Below are 26,114 nucleotides of genomic sequence, written 5' to 3'. Positions count from 1 at the left end.
CCGTATCGTAATTATCTCACGAAGGAAGCCTCGTGGCCAATGAACCGGCGGTCGAAGATGTCGGCCGCATGCAACGCTCGAGCCGCGACACCACCACCGTCCCGCAACTGATCTCGCAGTGGCTGTCGACCGTGTTGCCGGTGGCACCGGACATCACCGTGGAGAGCGGCGTCGACTCCACCGGCATGTCCTCGGAGACCATCATCTTGACCGCGCGATGGGCGGACCAAGAGCAGAAGCTGGTGGCCCGGGTCGCACCCACCAACCAAGACGTCCCGGTGTTTCCGACCTATCGCCTCGACCACCAATTCGACGTGATCCGCAAAGTCGGCGAACTGACCGACGTCCCGGTTCCGCGGATGCGCTGGATCGAGAACACCGGGGAGGTGTTGGGAGCACCCTTCTTCCTGATGGACTACGTCGAGGGCGAGGTGCCGCCCGACGTCATGCCTTACACGTTCGGCGGCAACTGGTTCGCTGACGCGCCGGCCGAGCAGCAACGCAAACTGCAGGATGCGTCGGTCGGGATTCTGGCAACGCTGCACTCGATCCCGGAGGCGGACAAGACGTTTGGCTTCCTGACGGAGGGTCTCACCGGCGATACCGCTCTGCGCAAACATTTCAGCTGGGTCAGGTCCTGGTATGAGTTCGCTGTCCCCGATATCGGCCGCTCGCCCTTGGTGGAGCGCAGTTTCGAATGGCTGCAAGACAATTGGCCGGAACAGGCCGACACGCGTGAGCCGGTCTTGCTGTGGGGCGACGCCCGGGTGGGCAACGTCTTGTACCGGGACTTCACTCCGGTGGCGGTGCTGGACTGGGAGATGGTGACGCTGGGCCCGCGGGAACTGGATGTCGCCTGGATGATCTTCGCGCACAAGGTTTTCGAGGAACTCGCCGGCCTGGCCACGCTGCCGGGACTACCGCAGGTGATGCGCGAGGAAGACGTCCGCGACACCTATGGTCGGCTCACCGGCGTACACCTCGACGACCTGCACTGGTTCTACGTGTATTCCGGCATCATGTGGGCCTGTGTCTTCATGCGCACCGGAGCCCGGCGCATTCACTTCGGCGAGGCCGAAAGGCCCGATGATGTCGAATCGCTGTTCTACCACGCCGGATTGATGAAACGCCTTATCGGAGAGGACAACTGATGCTCGGCCCGCTCGACGAGTACCCGGTACACCAGATTCCCCAGCCGATCGCCTGGCCGGGCTCCTCGGACCGCAACTTCTACGATCGCTCCTACTTCAACGCCCACGACCGGACCGGTGACATCTTCGTGATCACCGGCATCGGCTACTACCCCAACCTCGGTGTCAAAGACGCGTTCCTGCTCATCCGGCGCGGCGACATCCAGACGGCGGTGCACGTGTCCGACGCCATCGACCAGGACAGGCTGCATCAGCATGTCAACGGCTACCGGGTAGAGGTCGTCGAACCGCTGCGCAAGATCCGGATCGTGCTCGACGAAACCGAAGGCGTCGCAGCCGATCTCACCTGGGAAGGCCTGTTCGACGTCGTACAGGAGCAGCCGCACATTCTGCGGACGGGTAACCGCGTCACGCTCAACGCACAGCGCTTCGCCCAGCTGGGCAGTTGGAGCGGACAGCTGTCGATCGACGGCGACGAGATCACCGTCGACCCCTCGGTGTGGATCGGCAGCCGAGACCGGTCCTGGGGTATCCGGCCGATCGGCGAGGCCGAACCGGCGGGGCGCCCTGCCGACCCGCCGTTCGAAGGCATGTGGTGGCTCTACGTTCCGATCGCGTTCGAGGACTTCGCGATCGTGCTGATCATCCAGGAGGAGCCCAACGGGTTCCGTTCGCTCAACGACTGCACCCGGGTATGGCGCGACGGGCGGGTCGAGCAGCTGGGCTGGCCGCGGGTGAAAATTCACTACCGCTCCGGCACCCGGATCCCGACTGGCGCGTCCATCGACGCGACCGCCCCGGACGGCACCCCGGTCCACGTCGACGTGGAGTCCAAACTCCCGGTACCGATCCACGTCGGCGGCGGCTACGGGGGCGACTCGGACTGGCTGCACGGGACGTGGAAAGGCGAGAAGTTCGTCGAGCGACTGACCTACGACATGACCGACCCCGCCATCATCGCCCGGTCCGGTTTCGGTGTCATCGACCACGTCGGGCGCGCGGTGTGCCGCGACGGTGACGGAGATCCGGTGGAAGGGTGGGGCCTCTACGAGCACGGCGCGCTCGGACGCCATGACCCGTCGGGATTCGCCGACTGGTTGACGGTTGCCCCCTAGCGTGCGGTTCACTGGACAACGTGACAAACCCACCGTGGAATGTCGACGTTGTGGTGGTGGGCGCCGGCTTTGCCGGACTGGCTGCTGCCCGTGACCTGACCCAGCAGGGCCACGATGTGCTGGTATTCGAAGGCAGAGACCGTGTCGGGGGCCGCTCCTTCACCGGCAACGTCGCGGGTCTGCCCGTCGATATGGGCGGCTCGTTCGTCGGCCCCACCCAGGACGCGGTGCTCGGATTGGTCGCCGAACTCGGGCTGCCGACCATCCCGACCTTCCACGAAGGCAAGAACGTCATCCACTGGCGCGGCGCAGCGCGCGCCTACAGCGGCACCATCCCGCGGCTGTCGTTGCTCGGCCTGCTCGACATCGGCCGCCTGCAATGGCAGTTCGGGAGACTTTCCCGTACCGTCCCGGTTTCCCGGCCGTGGGAGGCCAAGCGGGCACGCCAACTGGACAGCGTGTCCCTGGGCCAATGGTTGCGCATGGTGCACGCCACCGAATCTTCGCGCGACCTGATGGCGATCATGTCCCGGGTGACCTGGGGGTGCGAACCCGACGACGTCTCGATGCTGCACGCCACCCGGTACGTGCGGGCCGCCGGCGGACTGAACCGGCTGCTCGACACCGAGAACGGTGCGCAGCAGGACCGGTTTCCCGGCGGCACCCAGCAGGTCGCGGAATTCGCAGCGGCCGAATTGGGCTCGCGCGTCGTCCTGGACGCACCCGTCCGGCGCATCGAACGACACGGGTCGGGGGTCACCGTCACCTCCGATCAGGGCCAGGCCGAGGCCGGTTTCGTCATCGTGGCGATCCCGCCGGCGCACCGCAACCACATCGAATTCACCCCGCCGCTGCCGCCCGACTACGCCGAACTCGCCCAGCACTGGCCGCAGGGCCGCCTGAGCAAGGCTTATGCGGCGTATGAGACGCCATTCTGGCGGGCGCAGGGTTTCTCCGGCTCAGCGCTGCTCGACACGGGTCCGGTGTTCATCACATTCGACGTCAGCCCGCACGAAGACGGACCGGGCATTCTGATGGGTTTCGTCGACGCCCGCGCCTTCGACTCCCTGACCACCGACCAGCGCCGCCGCGACACCCTGCGCTGCTTCGCCTCGCTCTACGGCGACGAAGCGCTCAAGCCGCTGGATTATGCCGACTACCGTTGGGGCACAGAAGAATTCGCGCCAGGCGGTCCTACCGCCGCGGTGCCGCCGGGGTCGTGGACGAAGTACGGCCGGTTGCTGCGGGAACCGGTCGGCCCCATTCACTGGGCCGGTACCGAGACCGCCGACGCATGGACCGGATACTTCGACGGCGCTGTCAGCTCCGGCCAGCGGGCCGCCGCAGCGGTCGCCGCGCTGTTATGAGCTGATCAGTCGAATTCGATCGTGCCGCGCCCGCACCGATTCGGCGAGTCCGCGCAACTGCCGGTTCAACTCGTCGGGCTGTTCGAGCATCGAGCAGTGACCGCCGGGCAGTTCCACGAGACCGACGACATTCGGGGCGGTGGCCGCGAGCAACCGGGACTGGCTGATCGGCGTCAACCGGTCCCGCTTGCTGCCGACGACCAGCGTCGGCACCGTCAGGCCGTCCAGGCTGAGGTGGCGAGAACCCATCTCGTGCATGAGCATTCGCGCGCAGCCGCCGCGACCGGCGGGCGTGGTCTGGGCGAACAGTTCGTAGACCAGCTTGACGATCCCGGGGTCGGCGTCGGCGCCGGTGGCCATCATCGCGACCATGTATTGGCTGGGAATCCGGACCGCATTCGGCAGCGGCAAGCCGCCGATGGCGTTGATCAGCGTCCGGCCGGCGATCACCCGGGCAGGTGAGAGACCCGCAGGCACCGACAGCAACCTGATCTTGGACAACAGATCACCGCTGGCCGTATTGATCAGCGCGACGGCGTCGGCACGCCGGGTGACCTTGTGGCGGTACCGCTGCGACCACGCCTGAATGGTCATACCACCCATCGAGTGCCCGGCGATCAACGCACGCTCGTGCGGAGCCAGGGTTGCTTCCAGCACGCAGTCGAGGTCGGACGCCAGGTGTTTGAGGCTGTACCCGCCGCGGCGGGGCACGCCGCTGCGGCCGTGACCGCGGTGGTCGAAGGCGATCACACGGTATTCGCCCGCCAGGTCGGCGATCTGGTAAGTCCAGGCGCGGATGGCACACACGAATCCGTGCGTCAGCACGATCGGATAGCCGTCCTCGGGCCCGAACACCTCAGCGTGCAACCGGGTTCCGTCTGCCGCGCGGACCGTCAGGGGACGGCCCGGCGGCATCGCATCAGCTACGGACTGGGTGTTCCTTCGAGCACTCATCGCAGCTCCCCCCTTGGCAGCGGCACCGTTGCCGCCCTCCGGTCCTGGCGAGTTTACCTGACCGTAATGTGCGCTCTGTCACATTCGCAGAACACAATCGGGTAACGGCGTGAGACCCTCACAGTCGTGTCCCGGATGTCCCGGCGGGAGTTCTTGGCGGCGACGGCGCTGGTAGCGGCGGGTTGCGCGCCGCATCGGCACCCGACTTCCCCCGACTCCAAGTCAGTGCTGGTCGTCGGCGCCGGGATGGCCGGCCTGGCTGCGGCGCGCACCCTGCAAGACGCCGACTGGCCGGTCCGGGTCATCGAAGCCCGTAACCGGATCGGCGGGCGGGTCAGCACCATTCGCCACTGGAGTGTGCCGCTGGAAATGGGGGCTTCGTGGATCCACGGGACCACCAACAACCCGTTGGTTGAACTGGCCCAGCAGGCCCACGCGCACGTCGTGCCGACCGACTACGACCACGCTTCGAAGCTGACCATCGATCCCCGATTGCCGCCGTTGACGTACGACGCGACGACCTGGCGCACGCTGGTCTCCGACGCCCGCGAGGACGCCGACGGGGGCAGCCTGGGCGCCGCGATCAGCACTGCGGCCCACGGACTCTCCGACGTCGAGCGCGCCGAGTTGGCGTACTACGTCACCACCGACATCGAAGACGAGTACGCCGCCGACGCCGACCAGCTCTCGGCGGCGACGTTCGACCTGGGCAGTTACACACGCGGTCCGCAGTCGGTGATCACCACCGGCTACGACGCCCTGCCCCGGCAACTGGCCGACGGACTCCACATCACCTTGCGGTCGCCAGTGAAATCTGTTACCCGACAGGGTAATTCGGTGACGATACATGCCGCCGGCCAGACGTTCGAGGGGCCGGCCGCAATCGTCACCGTTCCGCTCGGCGTCCTGAAAGCCGGGAGCATCACCTTCGAGCCGCCCCTGCCCGACGGACACGCCCACGCGGTGAGCGCCTTGGGATTCGGCGTCTTGTCCAAGAGCTATTTCCTTTTCTCACAACGCAATTGGGATCAGGAGAACGCCTTCTTTCAGTATCTGGGTTCCGAGCAGGGAATGTGGGCACAGTGGTTCACGCTGCCGGCCAGCGCCGGCCCGGTGGTGTTGGCCTTCAACCCAGGTGAGCGCGGCCGCCGGGTGGAGTCCGCCTCCCCCACCGAGTTGCTGGCCGGAGCAATGCCCATCGGACGCCGGCTGTTCGGCGCCGACGTGACCGAGGTCCGCTGCTCAGGCTGGACGCGTGATCCCTACGCCCTGGGTTCATACTCCTACCACGCACCCGGGTCCGGGCCCGATGACCGCCGCCGACTGCAGGAGCCCGTCAGCGACCGGATCTACCTGGCCGGTGAGGCGATCGGGGTGGACAACCCCGGCACGGTGCACGGGGCGCTGCAAAGCGGGCGCCGGGCGGCCACCGAATTGCTGCGCCGGCTGGGCTGAACACTCAGCTGAAAAGTTCGAACGCATTGTCGTGCAGCACTTTTCGGCACCACTGGTCACCCAGACCCAGCCTGGTGATCGACTCGATGGAGTGGTGGTACGGGTAGGGGATGTTGGGAAAATCGCTACCGAAGAGCACCTTGTCGCCCAGTTCCTCCAGCCGTGGCAGCTCCCGGCGCGGAAACGGGTGCAGCTGCTCGGTGAAGTCGGTGAACACCATCGTCGTGTCGAGATAGACCCCGGAGAACCGCTGGGCAAGGTCAAGGAACTCCCGATATTCGGGCATGCCCAGGTGGGCGATGATCAACCGCAACGACGGGTGGCGCTCCAACACCTCGGCCACCGGGCCCGGACCGGTGAAAGTGCCTGGCGCCGGGCCGGATCCGGCGTGGATCACCGTCGGGATCCCCGCTTGCTCCAACGCCGCCCAGACCGGCGCCAACAGCGGATCGGTCGGCGCATAGTCACCGACCTGCACATGGGCCTTGAACACCCGCGCTCCGTCACCGATCGCGCGTGTCACGTACTCGGCGGCGGTGGGTTCGGGGTAGAAAGTCGCGGTGTGCAGGCAATCCGGTGTGACGGCGGCGAATTGGGCCGACCAGGCGTTGAGCCACGCGGCCATGTCCGGCTTGTGCGGGTACACCAGCGAGGAGAACGCCGCTACCCCGAAGTCCCGCAACGTCGCCACCCGCGCTTGCTCGTCGAGGCGATAGGCGACCGGCCACGGCCGGCCGGTCAACGGGCCGACTCCGTCGAAGTACGCCCACACTTTGTCGAGCACCCGCTTCGGCATGAAATGGGTGTGGACGTCGATGATGGCGTCCAGGCCGACGTCGTCGAGCAACCGGCGCACGACGGCGCGCTCGGTATCCACGGACGCTCAGTACCCTTCCAGCGCGGCGACGCCACGCCAGCTCGGCCAGGTGGTCTCCCAGACCCGGTGGATGCGCCCGTCGAGATAGGCCGCGATCAGCACCACCTCGATGCGGGTCGGCCGCTCGCCCGGACGCGACGTGGTGATCCACACCCGGCCGGCGACCCGGTCGGGCGCTTCCACCCAGGCTTGCTCGTCATACTCGACCGCGTAGCTGATGGCGGTCTGGTAGAGCTGCCGGTGGCTTTCGTGGAACTCGGCGTAACCCTGGGTCATCCCGTCCGAGCACATCACGAAGTCGGGGTGATAGTAGCGCTCGACCAGGTCGGCGTTCTTGGCGACGACCATGCGCTCGAACATCTCACGCAGCGCGGCAACGGACATCGGGGGTCCTCACCAGGCGTCGTGACGCATCGGCATCCGCGGTGACGGCTTGATCCTGTTGACGGCGGCCCACAGGGCACGTTCCCGGGCGTTGTCGGCGATGAACAACAATTCGTCGCCCCCCTCCAGCACGTCGTCAGGACCGGGTGCGATGACCTGATCGCCGCGGACCACGGTGACCAGGGCGGTGTTGTGCGGCAGGTCCAGCTCCTCGACCCGCTGGCCCACGGTGGGGTTGTCGTCAGGCAACGTCAGCTTCGTCAGGGCGGTCCGGCCTTCCCGCAGTCCCATCAGCCGCACCAGGTGTCCGACGTCGATGGCACCCTCGATGCCGGCGACCATGGCGCCCGGCGTCGAGACCGCGACGTCGATCCCCCAGGCCTGGCCGAACAGCCATTCGTTGCGAACGTCGTTGATCCGCGCCACCACCCGGGGCACGCCGAACTCGGACTTGGCCAGCAGGCCCACCACCAGGTTGGCTTTGTCGTCGCCGGTGGCGGCGATCACCACGTCGCACAGGTGCACCCCCGCCTCCTCCAGCGAGGCCATTTCACAGGCGTCGGCGTTCAGCCAGTCCGCATCCGGGACCTTGTGCGGCTCGAAGGCCCGCCGCTGGCGTTCGATCAGCAAGACCTTCTGGCCGGCGTCGAGCAGCTCCTGTGCGACCGAACGGCCGACATTGCCCGCCCCGGCAATACCGATCCGCAGTTTCCGTGTCGTCACGCAATCATCTTTGCGTATGGCGTGAGGGTGAGCACGTCCCGCGGCGAGGTGAGCGACGAACGGCCTCGGACTGATTTACTGACATGACGCCGGAATCGGCATCCTCGTCGTACCAACCGCGGTAAGCGCCGGTCGTGTTGAACGGGAAAGAATGACTCTGGAACAGCTGTACCTGACGGTGTCGGTTGGCGGCCTGGTGCTGCTGGCCAGCATTGTCGGCACCCGGGTGGCCACCGTCGTGGGCTTCCCCAGCCTGCTGCTCTACCTGCTGGTCGGTGTCGCGATCGGCGAGGACGGGTTGGGGCTGGAGTTCGACAACGTGGTGCTGGCCCGCAACGTGGGGACTGCGGCGCTGGCAGTGATCCTGGTCGAAGGCGGTCTGACCACCAGATTCAGCGACATCCGCAAGGTACTGGCGCCGGCGGGCACCCTGGCCAGCCTCGGCGTGGTGATCAGCACGCTGGTGACCGCGGTGGGCGCGCATCTGCTGCTGGACATCGACTGGCAACTGGCGCTGCTGCTCGGCGCCATCGTGTCCTCCACCGACGCCGCGGCGGTGTTCTCCGTACTGCGAGTGCTGCCGCTGCCGCGGCGCATTGCCGGGCTGCTCGAAGCCGAGTCGGGATTCAACGACGCGCCCGGCGTGATCCTGGTGCTGATGTTCAGCGTGGTGCCCTTCGTGTTCGAACCGGAGGGCGCGCTGAGCCACCTGGTCTACGAACTGCTCGGCGGATCGGCGATCGGGGTGGTCGTCGGTTACCTGGGGGCCTTGGGGCTGCGCCGCATCGCGCTGCCCGCATCGGGCCTGTATCCGATCGCGACGTTCGGACTGGGCATGGTCGCATTCGCCGCCGCCGGCGACGCCCACGCCAGCGGATTCATCGCCGCCTACCTGGCCGCCGTGGTGTTGGCGAACTCGGGACTGCCGCACCGCTCGGCGACCCGGTCGTTCGCCGAAGGCGTGGGCTGGCTGGCGCAGATCGGGCTGTTCGTGCTGCTCGGGTTGCTGGTGGACCCCAGTGAACTGGCGGTGGACGTGGTGCCGGCGATCGTCATCGGACTGGTGCTGCTGCTGGTGGCGCGGCCGCTGTCGGTGGTGGGGTCGCTGGTCTGGTTCCGGGTGCCGTGGCGCGACCAGGTTTTCCTGTCCTGGGCGGGGCTGCGCGGCGCCGTGCCGATCGTGCTGGCGACGTTCCCGATCGTGGCCGGGGTCCAGGGCAGTCAGCGCCTACTCAACGTTGTCTTCGTGCTGGTCGTGGTCTTCACCCTGATCCAGGGTCCCAGCTTGCGCCCCATCGCCCGCATCCTGGGTCTGATCTCGCGGGAGGCCACCCGGGAAATCCAGGTCGAGGCCGCCCCGCTGGACATGCTGGACGCCGAGCTGCTGACCATGACCGTGCAGCGGCCCTCGCGGCTGCACAACGTGACCATCCTGGAGCTGCGCCTGCCCGACCCGGCGGTGATCACACTGATCATCCGCAACGGCCACACCTTCGTCCCGGAGCCCGATACCCGGATCGCGGCCGGCGACGAACTGATGATCGTCACCACCAGCAAGACCAGGGCGGCCGCCGAAGCACGGCTGCGCGCGGTCAGCCGCCGCGGCAAACTCGCGCACTGGTTCGACGAGTACGGCGAGATCGACTAGAAGCGTGGCTCGCCGAGGGTGAAGGTGGCGTCGTGGATGTAGACGCCGGCATGCAGACCGGGGCGCAGCCAGGTCGGTAGCGGTCCGGCCGAGGAGACGCCGACCGTCACCAACGCGGGCCGTACCCGGCCGGCGAAGATCAGCTCCGAGTCACCGACCCGGCCGTCGGCGAACTGCTGGCGCGCCGACGCCTTGAGCTTCAGAGGTATCGCCGGACCCTTCACCCGCGGCTTGGCGCTGACCGACCAGGACACCTCGTCGCTGCCCTCGCCGGTGATGAGCTCGCCGTCGGCCAGCTCGCCGTTGAAGCGTGCCAGCGTCTTGGGCATCGCCCAGTTGGTGCGGCCCCCGACCAGGCTGGACTCCGAATCCACCGACATGAAGGCCACGTTGCCCCACGGCCGCAGGCCGGTGCGGGAGGCGACCATGCCGAGCACCTCGTCGTACGCGCCGACGGGGGTGTCGGTGTAACGGACGAAGGCTCCCACCGTGGCCAGCGCCGGGCTACCGGCCATGGCCGGCGGCAGAGCCGCCGCTGCGGCGCGCCCTCCGCGTCCCAGCCACAGCAACGCCGAGCAGCGACACTCCCAGGGGGCCGGCGCCGCGTTGTCCGGCAACGTCGCCACCAGCGCCGCACTGAGCGCGGTCTCCGGCACGCCGCGCAGTCCGGTCAATTCGATACGGCTCATTCCTGCTCCTTCTCCGGTCGCCCTTCGAGTTTTGCCTGGTAGGCCGCCCGTTTTTGGCGATCCAACCCCGAGGTGACCTTGTTGCCGCCGGACAGCCGGAAGGCCGTGTCGACGATGGCGCTGGGCATCGAGGCCGTTCCGCGGGAGACCAGACCGACCAGCTTGGGGACGAACACCGTCCGGGACGCGCCCTTGCGAAGTTCGTCGACCACGGCCGTCGCGACGTCCTCCGGGTCGACCACCAGGAACCGCTCCAGCAATCCCGGGGCGGCCATCCCCGCGATCAGCTCGGTGCGCACGAAGCCCGGGCAGATCGCCGAGATGTTGACCCCGCTGCCACGCCACTCCTGCCGCAGCGCCTCGCTGAAACCGACCACCGCGTACTTGGCCGCGCAATAGGTCGCCGCGTTCGGCGACGCCAGCGTGCCCATCACCGACGCGATGTTGACGATGTGGCCCGATCCGCGCTGCGCGAAGCGGGTACCCGCCAGCCGGGTTCCGGTCAGCACACCAAGGACGTCGATCTCGATGGTTCGCCGGGTGACCCCGGGGCTCTCCTGCAGAAACGGCCCGATCGGCATGATGCCCGCGTTGTTGACCAACACGTCGAGGCCGCCGAGCTGCTCGGTCGCCCGATCCAGAAACGTCTCGAACGCGGCCTCGTCCATCACGTCGAGGTGGTAACCCGTTGCCGCGCTGCCGAGTTCGGTTGCGGTTGCCTGCACGGCGGCCTCCTGCACATCGCCGAGCACCACCCGGGCGCCGGCGGCGATCAGCGCCTCACCGATAGCCCGTCCGATGCCCTGCGCGCCACCGGTGATGGCAACCCGTCGTCCCTGCAGTCGAGCCATGGGGTTCAGCCTGTCATATCGCCGACGGCCGGCACCGCTCACCTCCCGGGCGTGAGCGCTGAATGAACGAGATCGACTGCCCGAGCAGCACTTTGAGCCGCACCCTCCATGGTGGTCGGCCAGTCGTTGTGCGTCCAGTCCCCCGCCAGCGCGAGGTTGGGCAGCGCGGTGCGGTTTCCCGGGCGGATGGTGGACATCCCGACCCGTGAGGAGAAGGTGGCCTTGGGCCACGGCACCACGGTCACGTCCAGCACCCGGGCGTCCCGGGCGGCCGGATAGCTGGCTTTGAGCGCCTCCACCAGGCGGTCAGCCACCTCGCGGTTCTTCAGGGGCATCAGGTCGTAGGCGGCACAGGTGGTCAGCGCGTAGAGGTGGTTGCCGTCTTCGCGCGGACCGTGCATGCGGTCCCGGTCGAAGACCCAGCCGATATCGCTGTCGAGCAACGACTCCCACGGAGCGACGGTTTCCAACGGACGGTCGAGCAGCACGTAGGCGTTCATGATCGGGATCGGCTCGAGTTGCTTGGCCGCCAGTCGGGCATCCTCCGAACCCGGCACCTCGTCCAGCAACGAACGCAGGTTCCAGGAGGGCACGGCGAGCACCACCGCGTCGGCGTCGATCGTCGAACCGTCGGACACCTGCACCCCGTCGGCTCGACCGTCGGTGACGGTGACCGACACCGCCCGGGTGCGCAGCCGCACGTCCACCCCCCGTTCGGCCATCACCCGCCGCGCACCCTCGAGGTACAGCGTCTCCAGATCGACTGTCGGATAACCGATTCGCGCTGCGGCGCTGCCACCCCGACGGACGCGGTCGGCGCCGGTGCGCAGCAGTGCCGCGAACGCGTGCGCGGAGGCCAGCTGCGGCTGTTCGTTCAACAGCCCGATCACCATGGAGTTGAGCATGATTCGCCGTACCGCGGCCGGGAAGCCGAGGCGGTCGAACCACTCCTCGACGGTGATGTCGTCCAGGGCGTCGTCGAACCGGATGACCTCGCGAACCAGTCGGCCCCACGCCGGTGCTGTCTTGAGCAGGGTGGGGATGCCCAGCCCGCGGACCCGGCCGAGCAGCATGCGTCGCGCGTGGGCCGGGCGCAGGCCGAACGTCTCGACATGCCCGCCCGGGTAACGTACGCCGAACTCGTCGGGAAACGTCAAAAACTGCCGGGTGCCAATGGATTCCAGGTAGCGGAAGATGCAGTCGTACGAGCCGGCCAGGACATGCTGGCCGTTTTCGATGGCATCGCCGTGGCCCGACGTCAGACCAATGGTGCGACCACCCAACGAACCGTTGCTCTCCAGCAGCGTCACCGCGTAGCCCAGTTCGGCCAGCCACACCGTCGCCGCCAGGCCGGCCAGACCACCGCCGACGACGACCACGTGTTGGTTCGCGGAATCACCCATCACCGAACCATAACCTGCGCAACTCAGGCTTCCCGCCGGTAGTCAGCGGGCGCCGTCCACACCGGCCGACTCGACGGTCGCGATCTTGCTGAAACCACTGACGGTGAGCACCCGGACGAGCAGCGGATGGACGATCACATGCAGATCGTCGACAGCGTCGGCGTGATCGAAGAGCGCGTTGATGCCGGCGCTGTCCACATACCTGACCGCGCTGAGATCGATCGTGATGGGCCCGCGGGTGCCGCCGTTGGCGGCGGTGAGCGCCCGTTTGAACACCACGATGTTGCTGAGGTCGATCTCACCCGTCGCCACCACCCGGGGCGTCCCGTCTGCGGCACGGTCTGTGTTGAGGCTGAGCGGTGTAGCCATTACGCGATCCTCGAGTACAGGTGAACGGTCGTGCCGGCGTCGGTGGAGTGAATGCTGAAGTCTTCCATCAGGACTCGCATCAGGGAGATTCCGCGACCACGGCTCATCCCTGGGGTGGCCGTCGGAGTTTTCCACACTCCGGTATCGGTGACCGTGACCTGCAGGCGGTCGACCACTGCGCTCGCGCGCAGCGAGACGGTGCCCTCGGGACGGTCGCGGTGACCGTGCTCGATCGCATTCGCGACGGCCTCTCCGGTGGCGGTGAGCACGTCCTGAATCTGGTGCGGGTCGACGCCGACCTGGGTCAGCCAGCCGCGCAGGGCAGCTCGGCTGCCGGCCAGGTGGTTGGCGTTGGCGGTGAATTCCATTGTCAGCGGGGCAGGTTGGCGATAAAGCAGCACCGCCACGTCGTCGGGATAACCACCGGTGGGTTCCAGGCCGGCCATCAGGTGGTCGGCTACCTCGTCGAGCTCCTGCGAGCGACTGTCCTGCACCAGATCGGCAGCGCGGGCCATCCCGTCGTCGAGCGATGCGCCGCGGCGTTCAACCAGCCCGTCGGTGTAGAGCAACAACGTCGCCCGCGGCGGCATCGTGATCTGCGTTTCCGGCCGCAGCCACTGCGGCCGCAGCGCCAGCGGCAGGCCGTGTTCACCGTCCAGCAACACTTTGGTGCCGTCGGCATGCACCAGGATGGGCGGCGGATGACCTGCGTTGGCGTACAACAGTTCTCCGGTGTCGAGCGTGAGTACCGCGCAGAACGCGGTGGTGCACCGGGCGCCGGGCAACTGTGCGGCGAACCTGTCCAGACCCGCGAGAGCCGCACTGGGACTTGATTGTTCGAGCAGCAGCGCGCGACATGCGCTACGCAGCTGGCCCATCACCGTGGCGGCCGCCAACCCGTGCCCGACGCAGTCACCCACAATGAGGGCGACCCGCCCGTCGTCGAGGTCGACGACGTCGTACCAGTCGCCACCGACCTGAAGCGGACGACTCGCGGGGTGGTAGCGCACGGCGATGCCGCCGGGCGGGTGCGCCGGACCGAGCATGGCGTGCTGCAGCGCCACCGCTGTTTCGCGCTGCTCGTCCAATTGGTAGACCCGCTGCAGCCCTTGTCCGAGCCGCCCGGCCAGCACCGTGAGCAACGTGTGGTCGGCGGGGGTGAACTCCCGGTTCTCGGCCAGCTGAATCCAGACGACCAGGATCCCGCGGGGCTGCTGCAGCGCGATACCCGCGCTGCCCGCCTCGTCGCTGACGGTGGTGAGCAGGTCGGCGCCGCGCAGTGACTCGATCAGTTCGCGCCGGGCCGGTGGCAGATCGGTCCACTTGACCGCGTCGCCGGCGCACACGAGCTGGGGGGCACTCCCGCGCGGGGCGTCGCTGGGGAACGTCACCGCCAGCACAGTGCGGGCCTGCCACACCCGGCGCAACTCCTCGGCCGCGCCACGCAGCGCCTCATCCAACGTATCAGCTTGCGCCAGTTGCTGATTGAGCGCAGCGAGCGCCGTCTGCCGTTGCACGAAATAGTGCTCGGCGGTGACGTCACGCATCGTGCCCACCATGACCTGGCGCCCGGTGTCCGGATCGGCGGCATGGTTGAAGCTGACCGCCACCCACACCCGGTGCCCGGCCCGGTGCACGACCGGGATGGTGTAGCCACCCTGGTTCTGGCTCAGTAGCGCCGCGAACGCCTCTCCGGCCAGTCGGTGACCCTCGGGGTCGGCCTCGGCGTCCGGCCACCACGGGTGCAGGGGCTCATATGGCAGGTCCTCGGGGCCGAAGCCGAGAATCTCGGTGAAGGCGCTGTTGATCTCGATGACCGCGCCATGCTCGTCGCAGACGAAGAACGCTTCCTGCAGTGAGTCCACCAGGGCGGTGCGCCACCGGGCGTGATGGGTCCGCAGGCGCGCGAGATCGACGTTGGTACGCACCCGGGCCAGCAGATCCGCGGCGACGAAGGGCTTGACCAGGTAGTCGTCCGCACCGGCCAGCAGACCCTCGACAGAAGCCTCCTCACCGGCGCGCGCGGACAGCAGCAGGACAGGCAGCGCCGCGGTACGTGGATCGTTGCGCAACGCGGCCAGCAGCTGCAGACCATCCAGGCCCGGCATCATCACGTCGCTGATCACCAGATCCGGAAGCTGGGTGCGGATGGCTTCCAGCGCCGTCACGCCGTCACTGAATGTGCTGATCGCATAGCCCGCCGCGCCCAGCAGATTGGCCAGGTATTCACGCATGTCGGCGTTGTCGTCGGCGACCAGGACGCGGGCCCGGGCCCCCGCCACCGGAGCGGCGTCGGGCTGGTCCGGCGGGCCGGGCAGCCAGCGCAACGCTTCCTGCACAAACGGTGCGGCCACCGCGCCGGTGGCCGGGGGCGCGGCGGGTGCCGTGCTCAATTCGTCGGTGCGCAGATGACTCGCGCCGAACGGCAACCGTACGCGGAACGACGTGCCCACGCCCTCCTTGCTCTCCGCGGTGATCGTGCCCTCGTGCAATCCGACGAGTTCCTTGACCAGCGCCAAGCCGATACCGCTGCCCTCGGTGGACCGGGCGCGGGCCGTTTCGATCCGGTGGAAGCGTTCGAAGAGCCGGGGCATCTCCGCTGCCGGCACGCCGATCCCGGTGTCGGTCACCGTGACGACGGCGTGGTCGTCCTCCCGGGCCACCCGGACGGTGATGGAGCCCTCGAAGGTGAACTTCAGCGCATTGGAGAGCAGGTTCAGGATCACCTTCTCCCACATCTCACGGTCCAGGTACACCGGTTCGGGCAGCGGCGGGCAGTCCACCACGAACGTCAGACCGGCCTGGCTGATCGCCGAGCGGAACACGCTGGCCAGTTCGGCGGTGGCCGTGGCGAGGTCGACGGGTTCGAACCGGGCGCGCATCCGGCCCGCCTCAATGCGCGAGAAGTCCAGCAGCGTGTTGACCAGCTTGGCCAGCCGCAGGACATTGCGGTGCACCAGCTCCAGTTCCTGGCGCGCATAGTCGTCGACGCCGACCGCTCGGCCGCTCAGCTCTTCGACGGGCCCGAGGATCAGGGTGAGCGGAGTGCGGAATTCGTGGCTGATGTTGGAGAAGAACGTGGTCTTGGCGCGGTCGAGCTCGGCGAGTGCCTCGGCGCGCTGTTGCTGCGCCTCATAGCTGCGGGCATCGCTCACGCCGGTAGCCAGGTAGCCGGCGACCAACTCCACGAAACCGCGGTAACCGTCGTCGAACTCACGGTGCCGGTTCAGCGCCGCGACCAGGAATCCGACCGGTGGGCCACCCTGTTGCAGCAGCGGCACCAGCAGTGCGCGGGTGGGCGGTTCGCGCCAGGCGCCGGACGGCAGCTGCAGTGCGGCGCCGTCCAGTTCGACGAGTTCGGATTCACCGTGCGATACCCGTTCCACGGGCCACACCGACGTACCGGACCGCGGCAGGATCTCCGGTGCCGCCGGGTGCCCGGCAGTGATCCCACTGACACCGGCGAGCTGCGCGTCACCCTGGTCGTCGAACAGATAGGTGATGGTGAAGGGCAGGTCGTAGGGGTTGAGACTGAGTTGCTGAGCGGCGAAATCCAGCATCTGCCGCTCCGTGCGTCCCACGCTGGGATCGGAACCCAGGTCGCGCATCGTCGCCATACGACGCTGCGCAATCACCCGGCCGGTGTCCTCGCTGACGACACACAGCAAACCGACCACGCGCGCGTCGTCGTCACGCAGCGGGCTGTAGGAGAACGTGTGGTAGGTCTCCTCGGGGTAGCCGGACCGCTCCAGGATGAGCAGCAACGCCTCGTCCCAGGTCGACTCCTCGGCATCCAGCACGCGCTCCACGCGCGGCGAGATATCCGGCCAGATTTCGGCCCACACCTCACTGGCCGGTCGGCCCAAAGCCCACGGATATTTGCGTCCCAGGGTGTCGCGGCGGTACGCGGCGTTGCAGAAGAAAGTGAGCTCGGGTCCCCACCCCATCCACATCGAAAACTGGGACGACAAAAGGATACTGACCGCCGTACGCAGACTTTGCGGCCACTCGTCGACGGGCCCTAGTGGGGTGGAGGACCAATCGACAGCGGCGAGATCTCTGCCGATCTCCTGGTCTGCACGGAAGACCACTGGTATCCCTCTCGAGCTCTGTCCGGCCCCACCGAGCGATCGCTCATCATCTGACATTATCCGCAGCAAACCCGCACTAGCTGCTTAATGCGGTCGAAGACATACATACACCTCATTCGGTGGCAGCTGCCAGTGGGGTGGCGATGTCTTCCAGCGATTTACCCTCGGCGTCAACGGCCAGGAACCAGGCGATCAACCCGCCGGCGATCATCACCCCCGCGCCCAGCAGGTAGCCCAGGAACAGCGGCATCGACTCAGAGCCGTCGCCGATCAGCGCACCGTAGATGACCGGGCCCAGGGCGCCGAAACACTGGGCGATGGCGAAGAACACCGCAATCGCCTTCGCCCGGACCTCCAGCGGGAAGATCTCGCTGACCGTCAGATAGGCCGCACTCGCCCCGGCCGACGCGACATAGAAAATTGCGCACCAGGCCACGGTCTGAGTCAGCGCACTGAGCACGCCCGCCTTGAACAGGACAGCGCTCACCGCCAGCAGCAATCCGGACAGCAGGTAGGTGCCGGCGATCATCTTGCGCCGGCCGATCGTGTCGAAAAAATGTCCGAGTGTCAACGGTCCCAACAGGTTTCCCACCGCGAACGCGATCAGATACAACGGCGTCGACTGCGCCGGAACGTCGTAGAACTTGCCCAGCACCAGCGTGTAGGTGAAGAAAATGGCGTTGTACAGGAACGACTGGCTGATCATCAACGAGGCGCCCAGCACGGCCCGGCTCGGATAGAGCCGGAACAGCACCCGGGTCAGCGTCAGATATCCGATCTTCTCGGCGGGGAGCAGGTCGATCGCCTTCGCCGGATCGACGGGGGGCAGCGAGACGCCGGTGGATTTGAGGGCGTGCTCGATGAGGGTGATGGTTTGCTCGGCCTCCTCGGCGCGGCCGTTCATCACCTGCCAACGGGGGCTTTCCGGCAGGTTCCGCCGGACGAACACGATGACCAGGCCGAGCACCGGCCCGATCAGAAAAGCTAGCCGCCAGCCCAGGCTGAGGTCGATCATCTTGAGGAAGACGAAGGTGCCCAGTGTGCCGAGGATGGCCCCGGCCCAATAGGTGCCGTTGACCGCGATGTCGACCCGGCCGCGGTAACGGGCCGGGATCAGTTCGTCGATCGCCGAGTTGATGGCGGCGTATTCGCCGCCGATGCCCATTCCGGCGATGAACCGGGTGACGTAGAGGAACAGCAGCCAGCCGAAGTTGTTGCCCAGCGTGAACGCAGTCAGAGCGCTGCCGATCAGGTACACACCCAAGGTGATGGTGAACAGATTGCGTCGGCCCAGTTTGTCGGACAGGTGGCCGAAGAACAGCGCGCCGAACACCTCTCCGGCCAGATAGACCGTCGCCAGGAAACCGACCGACGCCGGCGACAGGTGCAGCGTCGCAGGTTCGGTGAGGGTCTCGGCCACCGCGCTGGCCACGGTGATCTCCAGGCCGTCCAGGATCCAGGCCACCCCGAGCGCCACCACCATGCGAGTGTGGAACGGAGACCAGGGCAGGCGGTCGATGCGGGCGGGAATAAGGCTGCGGACCGATTCCGTCACCTCACCGGGCATAGCTGTGATCGGCTCCTCGCGATTCGGCACACGTTGAGGTTCCCGTCACCGGGTGGACGAAAACATCTGTGGGCGGCCGGGGCGGAATCATTCCGCACCGAGTGGACAGCTGGCATAGACCCGCTCGCCGGTGATCAGGTCCGCGTCGTCGAAATCGAAGACCGCCCACAACCGCACCTCGAACGGTTCACCCGTCGCCGACGGGGTGCCACGCAGCCAGAACTCGATCAGGACCCGGTCATCGTCCAAGTGAGTCAGTTCGATCAGTTCGTTGCGCTGATCGGGCACCATGGAGCGGCCATCTATCCAGTACCGCATCACCTCGTCGGCGCCGTCGAACACCGTCCCGTCCGGCAACTCGTAGCGGGGGTGGCTGAACGTCGCCATCGTCCGGTCCCACTCCTGGACGTTCTCGCTCTGCATGTGCTCGATGACGGTCGCCTTGCGGCGTGCCAGCCTACCGGGGTCCGTCATGGCGTCCTTTCATGAGTCACTCAGTGCGACAATGATATTGAGGGTAACGCTGAAATCCCGGCGTTCACCCGGCCGCCGGCACCGCCGTGGCCACCGGCAGCGCCGTGCCCACCGGCGTCAGACTATCGGAAAGTCCTGCAGCACTACGCATTTCGGTGAACGAATCGATCAACGCATCGGTGGCCTCGTGCGGATCGGTCAGCGTCACATCGTCGGTCAGCACCGAGATGGCCAGCTGATCAACGTAGCTCCACACCGTGATGTTCATGCCGCTGCCAGCGACAATCGGTCCGACAGAGTAGATCTCGCTGACAACGGCGCCCTGGATGTGTCCCCGTTCCCGCGGGCCGGGCACATTCGACACGGTCAGGTTCATCACACTGGCCGACTCCACGCGGCGGGCCTGCGTCCGAAACAACCTTGGCGCCAACGATGGCGGCAGATAGGACAACCACGCCGGCAGCACCGTGGGGCCGAGCAGCTGGTGGTTCTCCTTGGCGATCTTGGTCGCGACCGACGTCAACCTCACCCGCTCCAGCGGATCGTCGACATGGACCGGCAACGACGGCGTCATGTAGGTGAACTCGTTGCCCGCCAAGCGTTCCGGCGAGGTGTTGAAGCTCACCGGAACGCCGGCGATCAACGGGGCGTCGGCCAGCCCGTCGTAGCGCAGCAACAGTCGGCGCAACGCACCGGCCACGGTGGCCAGCACGACGTCGTTGAGCGTGACGCCGAGATGCCGACCCGTCTCCTTCACATCGGCCAACGCCAGCGGCGCGGTTGCAAACCGGCGCCCGGGAGTCACCCGGTGATTGATGAAACTCTGCGGCGGCGCGAAATTGCGGGCCAGGTCGGGGTGGGTGCCTCGCTCTTTGGCTCGGCGTCGCACCCGTTGCACGCCGCCGGCCGTCTCACTGACCAGCCGGGGCAGCTTGCGGATCAACCCGGCGTGGTCCCGTGCGGCCGTGCCGAGCAGGTGTGTGCGCGTCGGCAGGTGGCCGGTGCCGGTGCGGTGCACGGCGTCCGGGTGCTCGGTCGCCATCGCCTGGGCCATCTGGTTGGCCGAGGCGACGCCGTCGGCCAGCACATGGTGAACCTTGTGGATGATCGCGATGCGGCCCTGTTCGAGGCCGTCAGCAACGTACATCTCCCACAGCGGACGAGAGCGGTCCAGCGGTGTGGCCGCGATGTGACCGATCAGTTCGTCGAGTTCACGTCGGCCGCCCGGCGCCGGTACGCGGGCCCGGCGCAGGTGGTAGTCCACGTCGATGTCCTCGTTGGTCCGCCACATCGGGTGGTGCAGCTGGAGCGGAATGTCCACCAACTGATAGCGCAGCGGCTCCAGCGCCATCAGCCGCGGATAGGCGATCTGCCGGAATGCCTCGAAACTGAAGTCCTGCTCGAAATTCGAGATGTCGAGCACGCCGATCTTCAACGTGTGCATGTGGATCTCCGGTGTCTCGCTGTACAGCATCAAGGCGTCCACACCGTTGAGTCGCTTCACATCCACTCCTATACCCCGTCGACCGCCGGAGTGGCACTCGCCGGGCACGTGATCAGGCCGCGCCGAACACCACGGCGACGTTGTTCCCGCCCAGCCCGAACGACTCCGAGACGGCATAACGGTAATTACCCCGACGCGGCTCGCCGGTGACGATGTCGAGGTCGATCTCAGGGTCGACGGTGTCGAGGTTCAACGTGGGCGGCACGATCCCGTCGCGCAGCGCCTGTACGGTCAGCACCGCCTCGATGGCACCCGCCGCGCCGAGCGAGTGCCCCAGCGCCGCTTTGGCCGAGTACACCGCGGGCGCGTGACCGCCCAGCGCTCGGCGGATCGCGCGCGCTTCGGCGACGTCGCCGAACGTCGTGCCGGCGGCGTGCGCGTTGATGTGATCGATGTCCGCCGGCTCCAGCCCGGCGACGTCAATCGCGCGGGCGATGGCGTCGCCAGCCCGCTCGCCACTGGGATCCGGGCGCACCAGATCGCATCCGTCCGAGGTAGTGGCCGCGCCCATCAACCGGGCCAGGATCGTTGCCCCGCGGGCTTTGGCGTGCTCCTCGGTTTCGATCAGCAGCAGTGCGCCTCCTTCGCCGAACACCATGCCTTCCCGGGTCACGTCGAAGGGGCGGCAGGCGCCGGCAGGATCGTCATTGCTGGTGGAAAGCATGCCGAGCTGCCAGAAGGTGGCAACGGGCACCGCTTCGATCACTGTCTCGACGCCGCCGGCAATCGCGACGTCGGCCTCTCCGAGCACGATGTTCTGCCAGGCATGCGCAATGGCCGCGGTGCCGGACGCGTCGGCCATCACCGGCGTCATCACGCCTGCCTTGGCCTTCATGTCGAGCCCGATCACGGCGGCCGGCGCGTTCGGCATGTGCTTCTGCACCGATATCGGCGTCACCGCGCGCAGCCCCTTGACCTTCCAGACGTTGTGCCAGAGCGGGATGTCCTCGGTACTGCCCAGGCCGAGACCGACCGCCACCATCAGCCGATCGGTGTCGACCTCCGGGGATCCGGCCTGCTCCCACAGCCGTCGGCTCAGCACCGCCGCCATCTTCTGCATGAAGGCGAACCGACGCAGTTCGACGCGGTTGAGATGCTCATCGAAGTCCTCGCGCAACGTCCCACCGATGCGGACCGGGGAGTCGAATTCTGAGACGAACGGTTTGTCCAGTTCCCGGATGCCGCTGTGGCCCCCGAGCAGTCGCTGCCACGTTTCTTCGGCGTCCGCCGCGAGCGCGGTCGTGGACGCCACTGCCGTCACGACTACGTTGGGGTACCCCGCACCGGTTCTCAACATGGTGACAACCACCTGACCTGGGCGGATTGCTCCTCGACCTGTCTGGTGATCCGCTTCGACGCCATATCCCCTCCAAGAACCAAGCTCGGCACTGATTTTGCCGCGAGGCCCGAATACCGGTAGCCCTAGTTTGTGAAGGCACCTACGATTTTACCCATTTGCGCAGGTCTGAATCCATATCGCGGCTGGGCGGCGGGGGCGGTTGACCGCGGCGAAGCTCTGGCTCGAGCTCGTCGATGGCGGCCAGGGCTTCGGTAGTCAGTTCCGCGCGGATGCCGCTTTCGGCGTGCGCGAACGGAACGTACGCCCGCAGCAGATCCGGCAGATTTTGCACCGTGCCGGACCGACCGCAGGGATAGTCGTCGAGGTCCGGCAGTCGCTCCGGTAGGCCACGTAGGCGTCCGGCACTCCAGCGCAACGGATCCCCGGTGCCGTCTTTGATGCACGCGCGCAACAACTCCCGGTCGTAGTCGTCGAACCCCCGGCCCGGCACGGTGGCGAAGAACCTGTCCAACAACTCGTTGACCTGTGCCGCGCTGTAAAACGGCGGTTGATAGTCACTGCCTCCCTCCGGTAGCCGCCGGACCAGCCACCGGAGCAGCGGACGACTTGCCGGCCACGTGTCCGACTCGTCGGACATCGACGTCACGCCCTCTACCTCGACACCCCGTCGCAACCAGGCGCGGGCGTCGGCCAGGCTCATCTCGACGAACGTGCTGTCGGTATCGGTGCGGCTGCGCGTCGCGACGTCGAGAACTTCCTGCAGCGACGAGGGAACGAAGAACGCGTCCGTCACCTCGGTCGAACTGGCGTGATCGACGTAGGCCGCGCAGGCAATCTCGTGTCCGGAGGGCAGGCGCACACCAAGCATCACCTCGTCACCGTCACCGAGCACGTGCGTCATCCGCACCGCCCGATCGACCTGCGTGTCAGGTAGCTCGGTGATCCACGGAGGCAGGTCGTGGTCGCGCGCGGTGACTTCTCGTTGGCAACGCGTCCGCTGCTCCTCGTCATCGAGCAGCGCGGCCAGCACCGCTAGGAGCGCCGTCGTTTCGCGAAGCTCGGTAGCGATGAAGCTGTCGATGAGTTCGTCGAGGCCGACCACCTCTTCATCGGCTTCATCGGCTTCATCGGCGCAATATCGAGGCAACGTCGCCTGGATGAGGAAACTCACCGTGTGCAGCAGGGCCAACGGATGTTCGTCGGCGAGCGCCTCCCGCACCGCGTCAACAAGCGAGAACTCTTCTTCCTGCTGCTGCTCGCGACGCTTCCGGCGCGCAGCGCGCCGCGCCTGCTTGGCCTTCCTGCGCTTTCTACTGTCCGACATGGACCGGACCCTACCGCGCTCTGCCGACAACGCCGTTCATTCGAGTGGGGTCGCGTGAAAGCTGGTCTGATGTATCTGGACTCGGTTGTGCCGCAGTCATTTCCGGTTGCCGATGGTCTTTGCAGGCAGGGGGCGAGATGCCGATTCGCCGGTGTCGATTCGCTGGTGTGAAAGCAAAGCCCTGCGGGTAGTCGGTTGCTACACACGAGACGATTGCCCGCATCGACGCGGACCGAGGGACAGGACGAACATGGGCGTCATCGGCGAGGTCATGGACTGGACCCGCAAGCAAGTGGCGTCCCGGGCCCCAAAGCCGATCTCGACCAACGCGACCCGGACTACATCCGCGATCAACTGCCGGGAACGTGGCTCATCGCGTCGCTCTACTTCCGGGCCGACGTACGCGGGCTGGACCGCATTCCCGCCGACGGGCCGGTGCTGCTGGTCGGCAACCACAGCGGCGGGAATGTCCCGCCCGACACGTTCGTCTTCACCCTTGCGTTCTGCTCGTACTTCGGTGTCGAGCGGCCCTTCTACCAATTGGCGCACAATCTTGTCGTCTCCGCGCCGCCGCTGGGCTGGCTACGCAAGTTCGGCACCGTCGCCGCAAACCACGAAAATGCCCGTCTGGCACTGGAATCCGGAGCCGCGCTGCTGGTTTACCCCGGTGGCGACTACGAGGTGTTCCGGCCATCATGGGAACGGCACAAGGTCGACTTCGGCGGCCGGATGGGATACGTGCGACTGGCCCGCGATGCCGGCGTGCCGATCGTTCCGGTCGCCAGCGTCGGCGGCCAGGAAAGTGCGCTGTTCCTCAACCGCGGCCAATGGCTGGCCAAGCTGCTCATGGCGGATAAGTTGTTGCGGCTCAAGAGTATTCCGATATCGCTGGCGTTCCCCTGGGGATTGAACATCAGCGACCTCGCGGGCCACATCCCGCTGCCCAGCAAGATCGTAATCGAGGTGCAGGAACCGATCGAGGTCGACGGGGACGATCAGGCGGTGCACGACAAGGTCATAGAAAGTCTGCAGGGCGGCGTCGATCGATTGGCCGCCGAACGTCGATTCCCGGTGCTGGGCTGATGCGCGTCGAACGGCAGTGCGTGATCGACGCGGACCGGGATGCGGTGTGGAAGCTGGTCGGCGACCCGGACAGCTACCCGTCTTTCATGAGCAACCTCGAGCGCTGGGAGACGGCCAGCGAACAGGCCGCCGGCGTGGGTGCGCGGTACATCGTGCACTGGAAGATCGGCTCGGTCCCCATCGGCGGGTTGATCGAGGTGGTGGAATTCGACGAGGGCCGCGATGTGGCTTTCGTGGGGATCACGGGTATCACACTGCGCGGCCGGATCCGGCTGCGCGACGCCGGCGACGGCGAGACCAAAGTGACGTTCCGGCTGTCATACCAAGCACCCGGGGGGTTGCTGGGCTATATCGCGGACCGGATTGCGGTGCGGCAGGTGGGGCGCACCCTGGCGGATACGTTGAAGCGGTTGAAGGGGCTCGCGGAGGGCCATTCACGCTCGTAGCGGGGACAGGAGAACCTGTCGGTAATCCTTCCGTTGATTGACTCGACTCCCGACGGAAGCAAGCCGGCCATTCCGGTCATGGGGACCTTCGTCGTCGACGGCGAGGGGCGGATTGCTCGCTGGACCACCTATTTTGACCTGAACCTGATCATGAAGCTCATGCAAGGTGACGACATCAGCGCGCTGGTGCCCATGCCGGCATGAGTAGGGACATTGCCACCGATTTGGGATCAGCGGCGCAGGAACGCCTGGCGCGACACAGCGGCCGAGATCGACGACGTACTGGGAGCAGACGCGGATGTAACGGCCGACATCAAGAACCACGATGCCAGCGCTACGGCGTCAATGATGTCGCGCCTCGGTGGGCCCATCGCACCGGACCTCCGCGACATGGCACCAGCTAACTCCCTAGTAACGGCGATCCGCTACGGGCCGTAGCGTTCCCACAGATACTGATCATTTCAAGCTCGGATAGGAACGGGGAGGGTCCATGCGGGTGCCAAGGGCCGTGGCAAAGTTCAATAGTCGAGTCACCAACCCAACGGCTCGGTCGATCACGCCGTGGCTTCCAGGTCAAGGAACACTCGAACATGTCGGACGCAAGTCAGGCAAGCGTTATCGAACGCCGCTGTTGGTTTTTCCCATCCGCGACGGCTTCGTCGTTCTCGTCGGGTACGGGCTGAAATCGGACTGGCTGAAGAATGTGTTCGCTGCTGGACAGGCGGTGCTTCACAAGCGCGGCAAGAGTATCGCGCTCGCTGATCCCCGCCTCGTCAGCAAGGCTGAGGCGGCAGCCCTCGTTACCGGCGCCTCTCGCGTGTTCTACCGCCTGTTTCCGTACAACGAAGCGGCGCTGGTGTTGACCGAAGTCAACGCCACGCAGTGACGAGGGCAGCAGAACGGGTTCGGGCGGTAGGCAACTAGAGTTCGAGACCGTCTTCATTGCGTTTGCGGTGACGACGCTGGTGGGTGGTGGCGGTGATGCGTGGTAGGCGATTTCACTTGCGGGGGGCTGGGCCTCGCGCCGGCGCCAAGCCTGCAACTGAGGGCAGGAGCTGCTGGGGGGCTGCGTATTTGATGCCCAGGCCATCTCGCGGATGCCTGCGCCGGCTTCGTGGTGTTGGTGGGCTGCGATGGTGACAACGGGGTAGATGGCGAGATGTTTGCGTCGCGGCCGCGGGTCAGGCCGACGTAGGCCAGAGCGCGACTGGCTTGATCGGACCGAACGGTCCAGGGCCACCATATAAACCAGATATTGCTAGCCTCGGGCTTTCACGCCGGTTGATCTTGATGGTGTGTCTTGAACGAAGAATGGTGCTCTGACCAGGGATAATTCGGT

General features: G+C 66.8%; 22 protein-coding genes and 1 pseudogene. 9 read left to right on the top strand and 14 right to left on the bottom strand.

The window, feature by feature from the left end:
• Nucleotides 1-32: 32 nt before the first annotated feature.
• From ACZYZ9_RS17480 to ACZYZ9_RS17470, 3 genes are read left to right on the top strand one after another with little or no spacing between them, the layout of a single operon-like run.
• Entirely contained in the window at nt 33-1,151 is a 1,119-nt protein-coding gene (locus tag ACZYZ9_RS17480; RefSeq protein ID WP_463827536.1) for a phosphotransferase family protein, read from the top strand.
• Nucleotides 1,151-2,266, top strand: a complete 1,116-nt coding sequence (locus tag ACZYZ9_RS17475; protein WP_463827535.1) for an Rv3169 family protein — start codon at nt 1,151-1,153, stop codon at nt 2,264-2,266. Before ACZYZ9_RS17480 ends, ACZYZ9_RS17475 begins: the two co-directional genes overlap by 1 nt.
• 20 nt (nt 2,267-2,286) lie before the next feature.
• Nucleotides 2,287-3,633 (top strand): flavin monoamine oxidase family protein, encoded by a 1,347-nt coding sequence (locus tag ACZYZ9_RS17470; protein WP_463827534.1) that lies wholly within the window; start codon nt 2,287-2,289, stop codon nt 3,631-3,633.
• Here ACZYZ9_RS17470 and ACZYZ9_RS17465 read toward each other — a convergent pair.
• The gene (locus ACZYZ9_RS17465) at nt 3,628-4,587 is read right to left on the bottom strand and encodes an alpha/beta fold hydrolase (RefSeq protein WP_463827533.1); all 960 of its coding nucleotides are present in this window, start codon (nt 4,585-4,587) and stop codon (nt 3,628-3,630) included. The genes ACZYZ9_RS17470 and ACZYZ9_RS17465 overlap by 6 nt on opposite strands.
• A 135-nt stretch (nt 4,588-4,722) precedes the next feature.
• Here ACZYZ9_RS17465 and ACZYZ9_RS17460 point away from each other — a divergent pair, with 135 nt between their 5' ends.
• A complete protein-coding gene (locus ACZYZ9_RS17460) occupies nt 4,723-6,042 on the top strand; it encodes a flavin monoamine oxidase family protein (protein ID WP_463827777.1) in 1,320 nt (439 codons plus the stop codon).
• A gap of 4 nt (nt 6,043-6,046) precedes the next feature.
• Here ACZYZ9_RS17460 and ACZYZ9_RS17455 read toward each other — a convergent pair whose 3' ends face one another.
• Genes ACZYZ9_RS17455 through ACZYZ9_RS17445 form a run of 3 tightly spaced genes read right to left on the bottom strand, consistent with a single transcriptional unit; the run spans nt 6,047 to nt 8,011 of the window.
• Nucleotides 6,047-6,919 carry an amidohydrolase family protein gene (locus ACZYZ9_RS17455; RefSeq protein ID WP_463827532.1) on the bottom strand — a complete coding sequence of 291 codons (873 nt, stop codon included), beginning with the start codon at nt 6,917-6,919 and terminating at the stop codon, nt 6,047-6,049.
• A 6-nt stretch (nt 6,920-6,925) separates the two neighbouring features.
• A complete protein-coding gene (locus tag ACZYZ9_RS17450) occupies nt 6,926-7,303 on the bottom strand; it encodes a nuclear transport factor 2 family protein (RefSeq protein WP_463827531.1) in 378 nt (125 codons plus the stop codon).
• Between the two features lie 9 nt (nt 7,304-7,312).
• Nucleotides 7,313-8,011, bottom strand: a complete 699-nt coding sequence (locus ACZYZ9_RS17445; RefSeq protein ID WP_463827776.1) for a potassium channel family protein — start codon at nt 8,009-8,011, stop codon at nt 7,313-7,315.
• Nucleotides 8,012-8,177: 166 nt separating this feature from the next.
• Here ACZYZ9_RS17445 and ACZYZ9_RS17440 point away from each other — a divergent pair, with 166 nt between their 5' ends.
• A complete protein-coding gene (locus tag ACZYZ9_RS17440; protein ID WP_463827530.1) occupies nt 8,178-9,674 on the top strand; it encodes a potassium/proton antiporter in 1,497 nt (498 codons plus the stop codon).
• Here the strand turns inward: ACZYZ9_RS17440 and ACZYZ9_RS17435 are convergent.
• The 10 genes from ACZYZ9_RS17435 to ACZYZ9_RS17390 all read right to left on the bottom strand — a co-directional run bounded on the left by ACZYZ9_RS17435 (nt 9,671) and on the right by ACZYZ9_RS17390 (nt 23,246).
• Nucleotides 9,671-10,363, bottom strand: a complete 693-nt coding sequence (locus ACZYZ9_RS17435; protein WP_463827529.1) for an acetoacetate decarboxylase family protein — start codon at nt 10,361-10,363, stop codon at nt 9,671-9,673. The two genes, ACZYZ9_RS17440 and ACZYZ9_RS17435, sit on opposite strands and share 4 nt — an antisense overlap.
• On the bottom strand, nt 10,360-11,214 hold the full coding sequence (locus tag ACZYZ9_RS17430; RefSeq protein ID WP_463827528.1) for an SDR family oxidoreductase: 855 nt from the start codon (nt 11,212-11,214) through the stop codon (nt 10,360-10,362). Before ACZYZ9_RS17430 ends, ACZYZ9_RS17435 begins: the two co-directional genes overlap by 4 nt.
• A 38-nt stretch (nt 11,215-11,252) precedes the next feature.
• Complete coding sequence (hpnE, locus tag ACZYZ9_RS17425) at nt 11,253-12,617, bottom strand: hydroxysqualene dehydroxylase HpnE (RefSeq protein ID WP_463827527.1); 1,365 nt, start codon at nt 12,615-12,617, stop codon at nt 11,253-11,255.
• A 42-nt stretch (nt 12,618-12,659) separates the two neighbouring features.
• Nucleotides 12,660-12,986, bottom strand: coding sequence for an STAS domain-containing protein (locus tag ACZYZ9_RS17420; RefSeq protein ID WP_463827526.1), 327 nt, complete (start codon nt 12,984-12,986; stop codon nt 12,660-12,662).
• Complete coding sequence (locus ACZYZ9_RS17415; protein ID WP_463827525.1) at nt 12,986-17,134, bottom strand: SpoIIE family protein phosphatase; 4,149 nt, start codon at nt 17,132-17,134, stop codon at nt 12,986-12,988. The genes ACZYZ9_RS17420 and ACZYZ9_RS17415 overlap by 1 nt, the downstream gene beginning before the upstream one ends.
• Nucleotides 17,135-17,189: 55 nt before the next feature.
• Complete coding sequence (locus tag ACZYZ9_RS17410) at nt 17,190-18,632, bottom strand: MFS transporter (protein ID WP_463827524.1); 1,443 nt, start codon at nt 18,630-18,632, stop codon at nt 17,190-17,192.
• Nucleotides 18,633-18,731: 99 nt separating this feature from the next.
• Nucleotides 18,732-19,118: a nuclear transport factor 2 family protein gene (locus ACZYZ9_RS17405; protein ID WP_463827523.1), complete on the bottom strand. Its 387-nt coding sequence runs from the start codon at nt 19,116-19,118 to the stop codon at nt 18,732-18,734.
• Between the two features lie 64 nt (nt 19,119-19,182).
• Nucleotides 19,183-20,622 carry a WS/DGAT/MGAT family O-acyltransferase gene (locus tag ACZYZ9_RS17400; protein WP_463827522.1) on the bottom strand — a complete coding sequence of 480 codons (1,440 nt, stop codon included), beginning with the start codon at nt 20,620-20,622 and terminating at the stop codon, nt 19,183-19,185.
• A gap of 52 nt (nt 20,623-20,674) precedes the next feature.
• Complete coding sequence (locus tag ACZYZ9_RS17395) at nt 20,675-21,919, bottom strand: KasA/KasB family beta-ketoacyl-ACP synthase (RefSeq protein WP_463827521.1); 1,245 nt, start codon at nt 21,917-21,919, stop codon at nt 20,675-20,677.
• A gap of 142 nt (nt 21,920-22,061) precedes the next feature.
• Nucleotides 22,062-23,246 (bottom strand): hypothetical protein, encoded by a 1,185-nt coding sequence (locus ACZYZ9_RS17390; protein ID WP_463827520.1) that lies wholly within the window; start codon nt 23,244-23,246, stop codon nt 22,062-22,064.
• Between the two features lie 250 nt (nt 23,247-23,496).
• Between ACZYZ9_RS17390 and ACZYZ9_RS17385 the strand changes: the two are divergent.
• The 4 genes and pseudogenes from ACZYZ9_RS17385 to ACZYZ9_RS17370 all read left to right on the top strand — a co-directional run bounded on the left by ACZYZ9_RS17385 (nt 23,497) and on the right by ACZYZ9_RS17370 (nt 25,661).
• Nucleotides 23,497-24,329 (top strand): annotated as a pseudogene (locus tag ACZYZ9_RS17385) (lysophospholipid acyltransferase family protein).
• Entirely contained in the window at nt 24,329-24,775 is a 447-nt protein-coding gene (locus tag ACZYZ9_RS17380) for an SRPBCC family protein (protein WP_463827519.1), read from the top strand. Before ACZYZ9_RS17385 ends, ACZYZ9_RS17380 begins: the two are co-directional and overlap by 1 nt.
• A gap of 33 nt (nt 24,776-24,808) precedes the next feature.
• Nucleotides 24,809-24,979, top strand: a complete 171-nt coding sequence (locus ACZYZ9_RS17375) for a hypothetical protein (RefSeq protein ID WP_463827518.1) — start codon at nt 24,809-24,811, stop codon at nt 24,977-24,979.
• Nucleotides 24,980-25,265: 286 nt separating this feature from the next.
• Entirely contained in the window at nt 25,266-25,661 is a 396-nt protein-coding gene (locus ACZYZ9_RS17370) for a nitroreductase family deazaflavin-dependent oxidoreductase (RefSeq protein WP_463827517.1), read from the top strand.
• Nucleotides 25,662-26,114 lie beyond the last annotated feature (453 nt).

This window comes from Mycobacterium sp. IDUB_28, from assembly GCF_055419285.1.
This window is presented reverse-complemented; position numbering and strand designations above follow the sequence as displayed.

What these genes read in the sequence shown, in the direction of transcription:
- ACZYZ9_RS17475 (WP_463827535.1), top strand. Translation starts at nt 1,151, where the DNA reads ATGCTCGGCCCGCTCGACGAGTACCCGGTACACCAGATTCCCCAGCCG.
- ACZYZ9_RS17465 (WP_463827533.1), bottom strand. Translation starts at nt 4,587, where the DNA reads ATGAGTGCTCGAAGGAACACCCAGTCCGTAGCTGATGCGATGCCGCCG.
- ACZYZ9_RS17460 (WP_463827777.1), top strand. Translation starts at nt 4,723, where the DNA reads ATGTCCCGGCGGGAGTTCTTGGCGGCGACGGCGCTGGTAGCGGCGGGT.
- ACZYZ9_RS17450 (WP_463827531.1), bottom strand. Translation starts at nt 7,303, where the DNA reads ATGTCCGTTGCCGCGCTGCGTGAGATGTTCGAGCGCATGGTCGTCGCC.
- ACZYZ9_RS17440 (WP_463827530.1), top strand. Translation starts at nt 8,178, where the DNA reads ATGACTCTGGAACAGCTGTACCTGACGGTGTCGGTTGGCGGCCTGGTG.
- ACZYZ9_RS17435 (WP_463827529.1), bottom strand. Translation starts at nt 10,363, where the DNA reads ATGAGCCGTATCGAATTGACCGGACTGCGCGGCGTGCCGGAGACCGCG.
- ACZYZ9_RS17430 (WP_463827528.1), bottom strand. Translation starts at nt 11,214, where the DNA reads ATGGCTCGACTGCAGGGACGACGGGTTGCCATCACCGGTGGCGCGCAG.
- hpnE (WP_463827527.1), bottom strand. Translation starts at nt 12,617, where the DNA reads ATGGGTGATTCCGCGAACCAACACGTGGTCGTCGTCGGCGGTGGTCTG.
- ACZYZ9_RS17420 (WP_463827526.1), bottom strand. Translation starts at nt 12,986, where the DNA reads ATGGCTACACCGCTCAGCCTCAACACAGACCGTGCCGCAGACGGGACG.
- ACZYZ9_RS17415 (WP_463827525.1), bottom strand. Translation starts at nt 17,134, where the DNA reads ATGTCAGATGATGAGCGATCGCTCGGTGGGGCCGGACAGAGCTCGAGA.
- ACZYZ9_RS17405 (WP_463827523.1), bottom strand. Translation starts at nt 19,118, where the DNA reads ATGACGGACCCCGGTAGGCTGGCACGCCGCAAGGCGACCGTCATCGAG.
- ACZYZ9_RS17395 (WP_463827521.1), bottom strand. Translation starts at nt 21,919, where the DNA reads ATGTTGAGAACCGGTGCGGGGTACCCCAACGTAGTCGTGACGGCAGTG.
- ACZYZ9_RS17390 (WP_463827520.1), bottom strand. Translation starts at nt 23,246, where the DNA reads ATGTCGGACAGTAGAAAGCGCAGGAAGGCCAAGCAGGCGCGGCGCGCT.
- ACZYZ9_RS17380 (WP_463827519.1), top strand. Translation starts at nt 24,329, where the DNA reads ATGCGCGTCGAACGGCAGTGCGTGATCGACGCGGACCGGGATGCGGTG.
- ACZYZ9_RS17370 (WP_463827517.1), top strand. Translation starts at nt 25,266, where the DNA reads ATGCGGGTGCCAAGGGCCGTGGCAAAGTTCAATAGTCGAGTCACCAAC.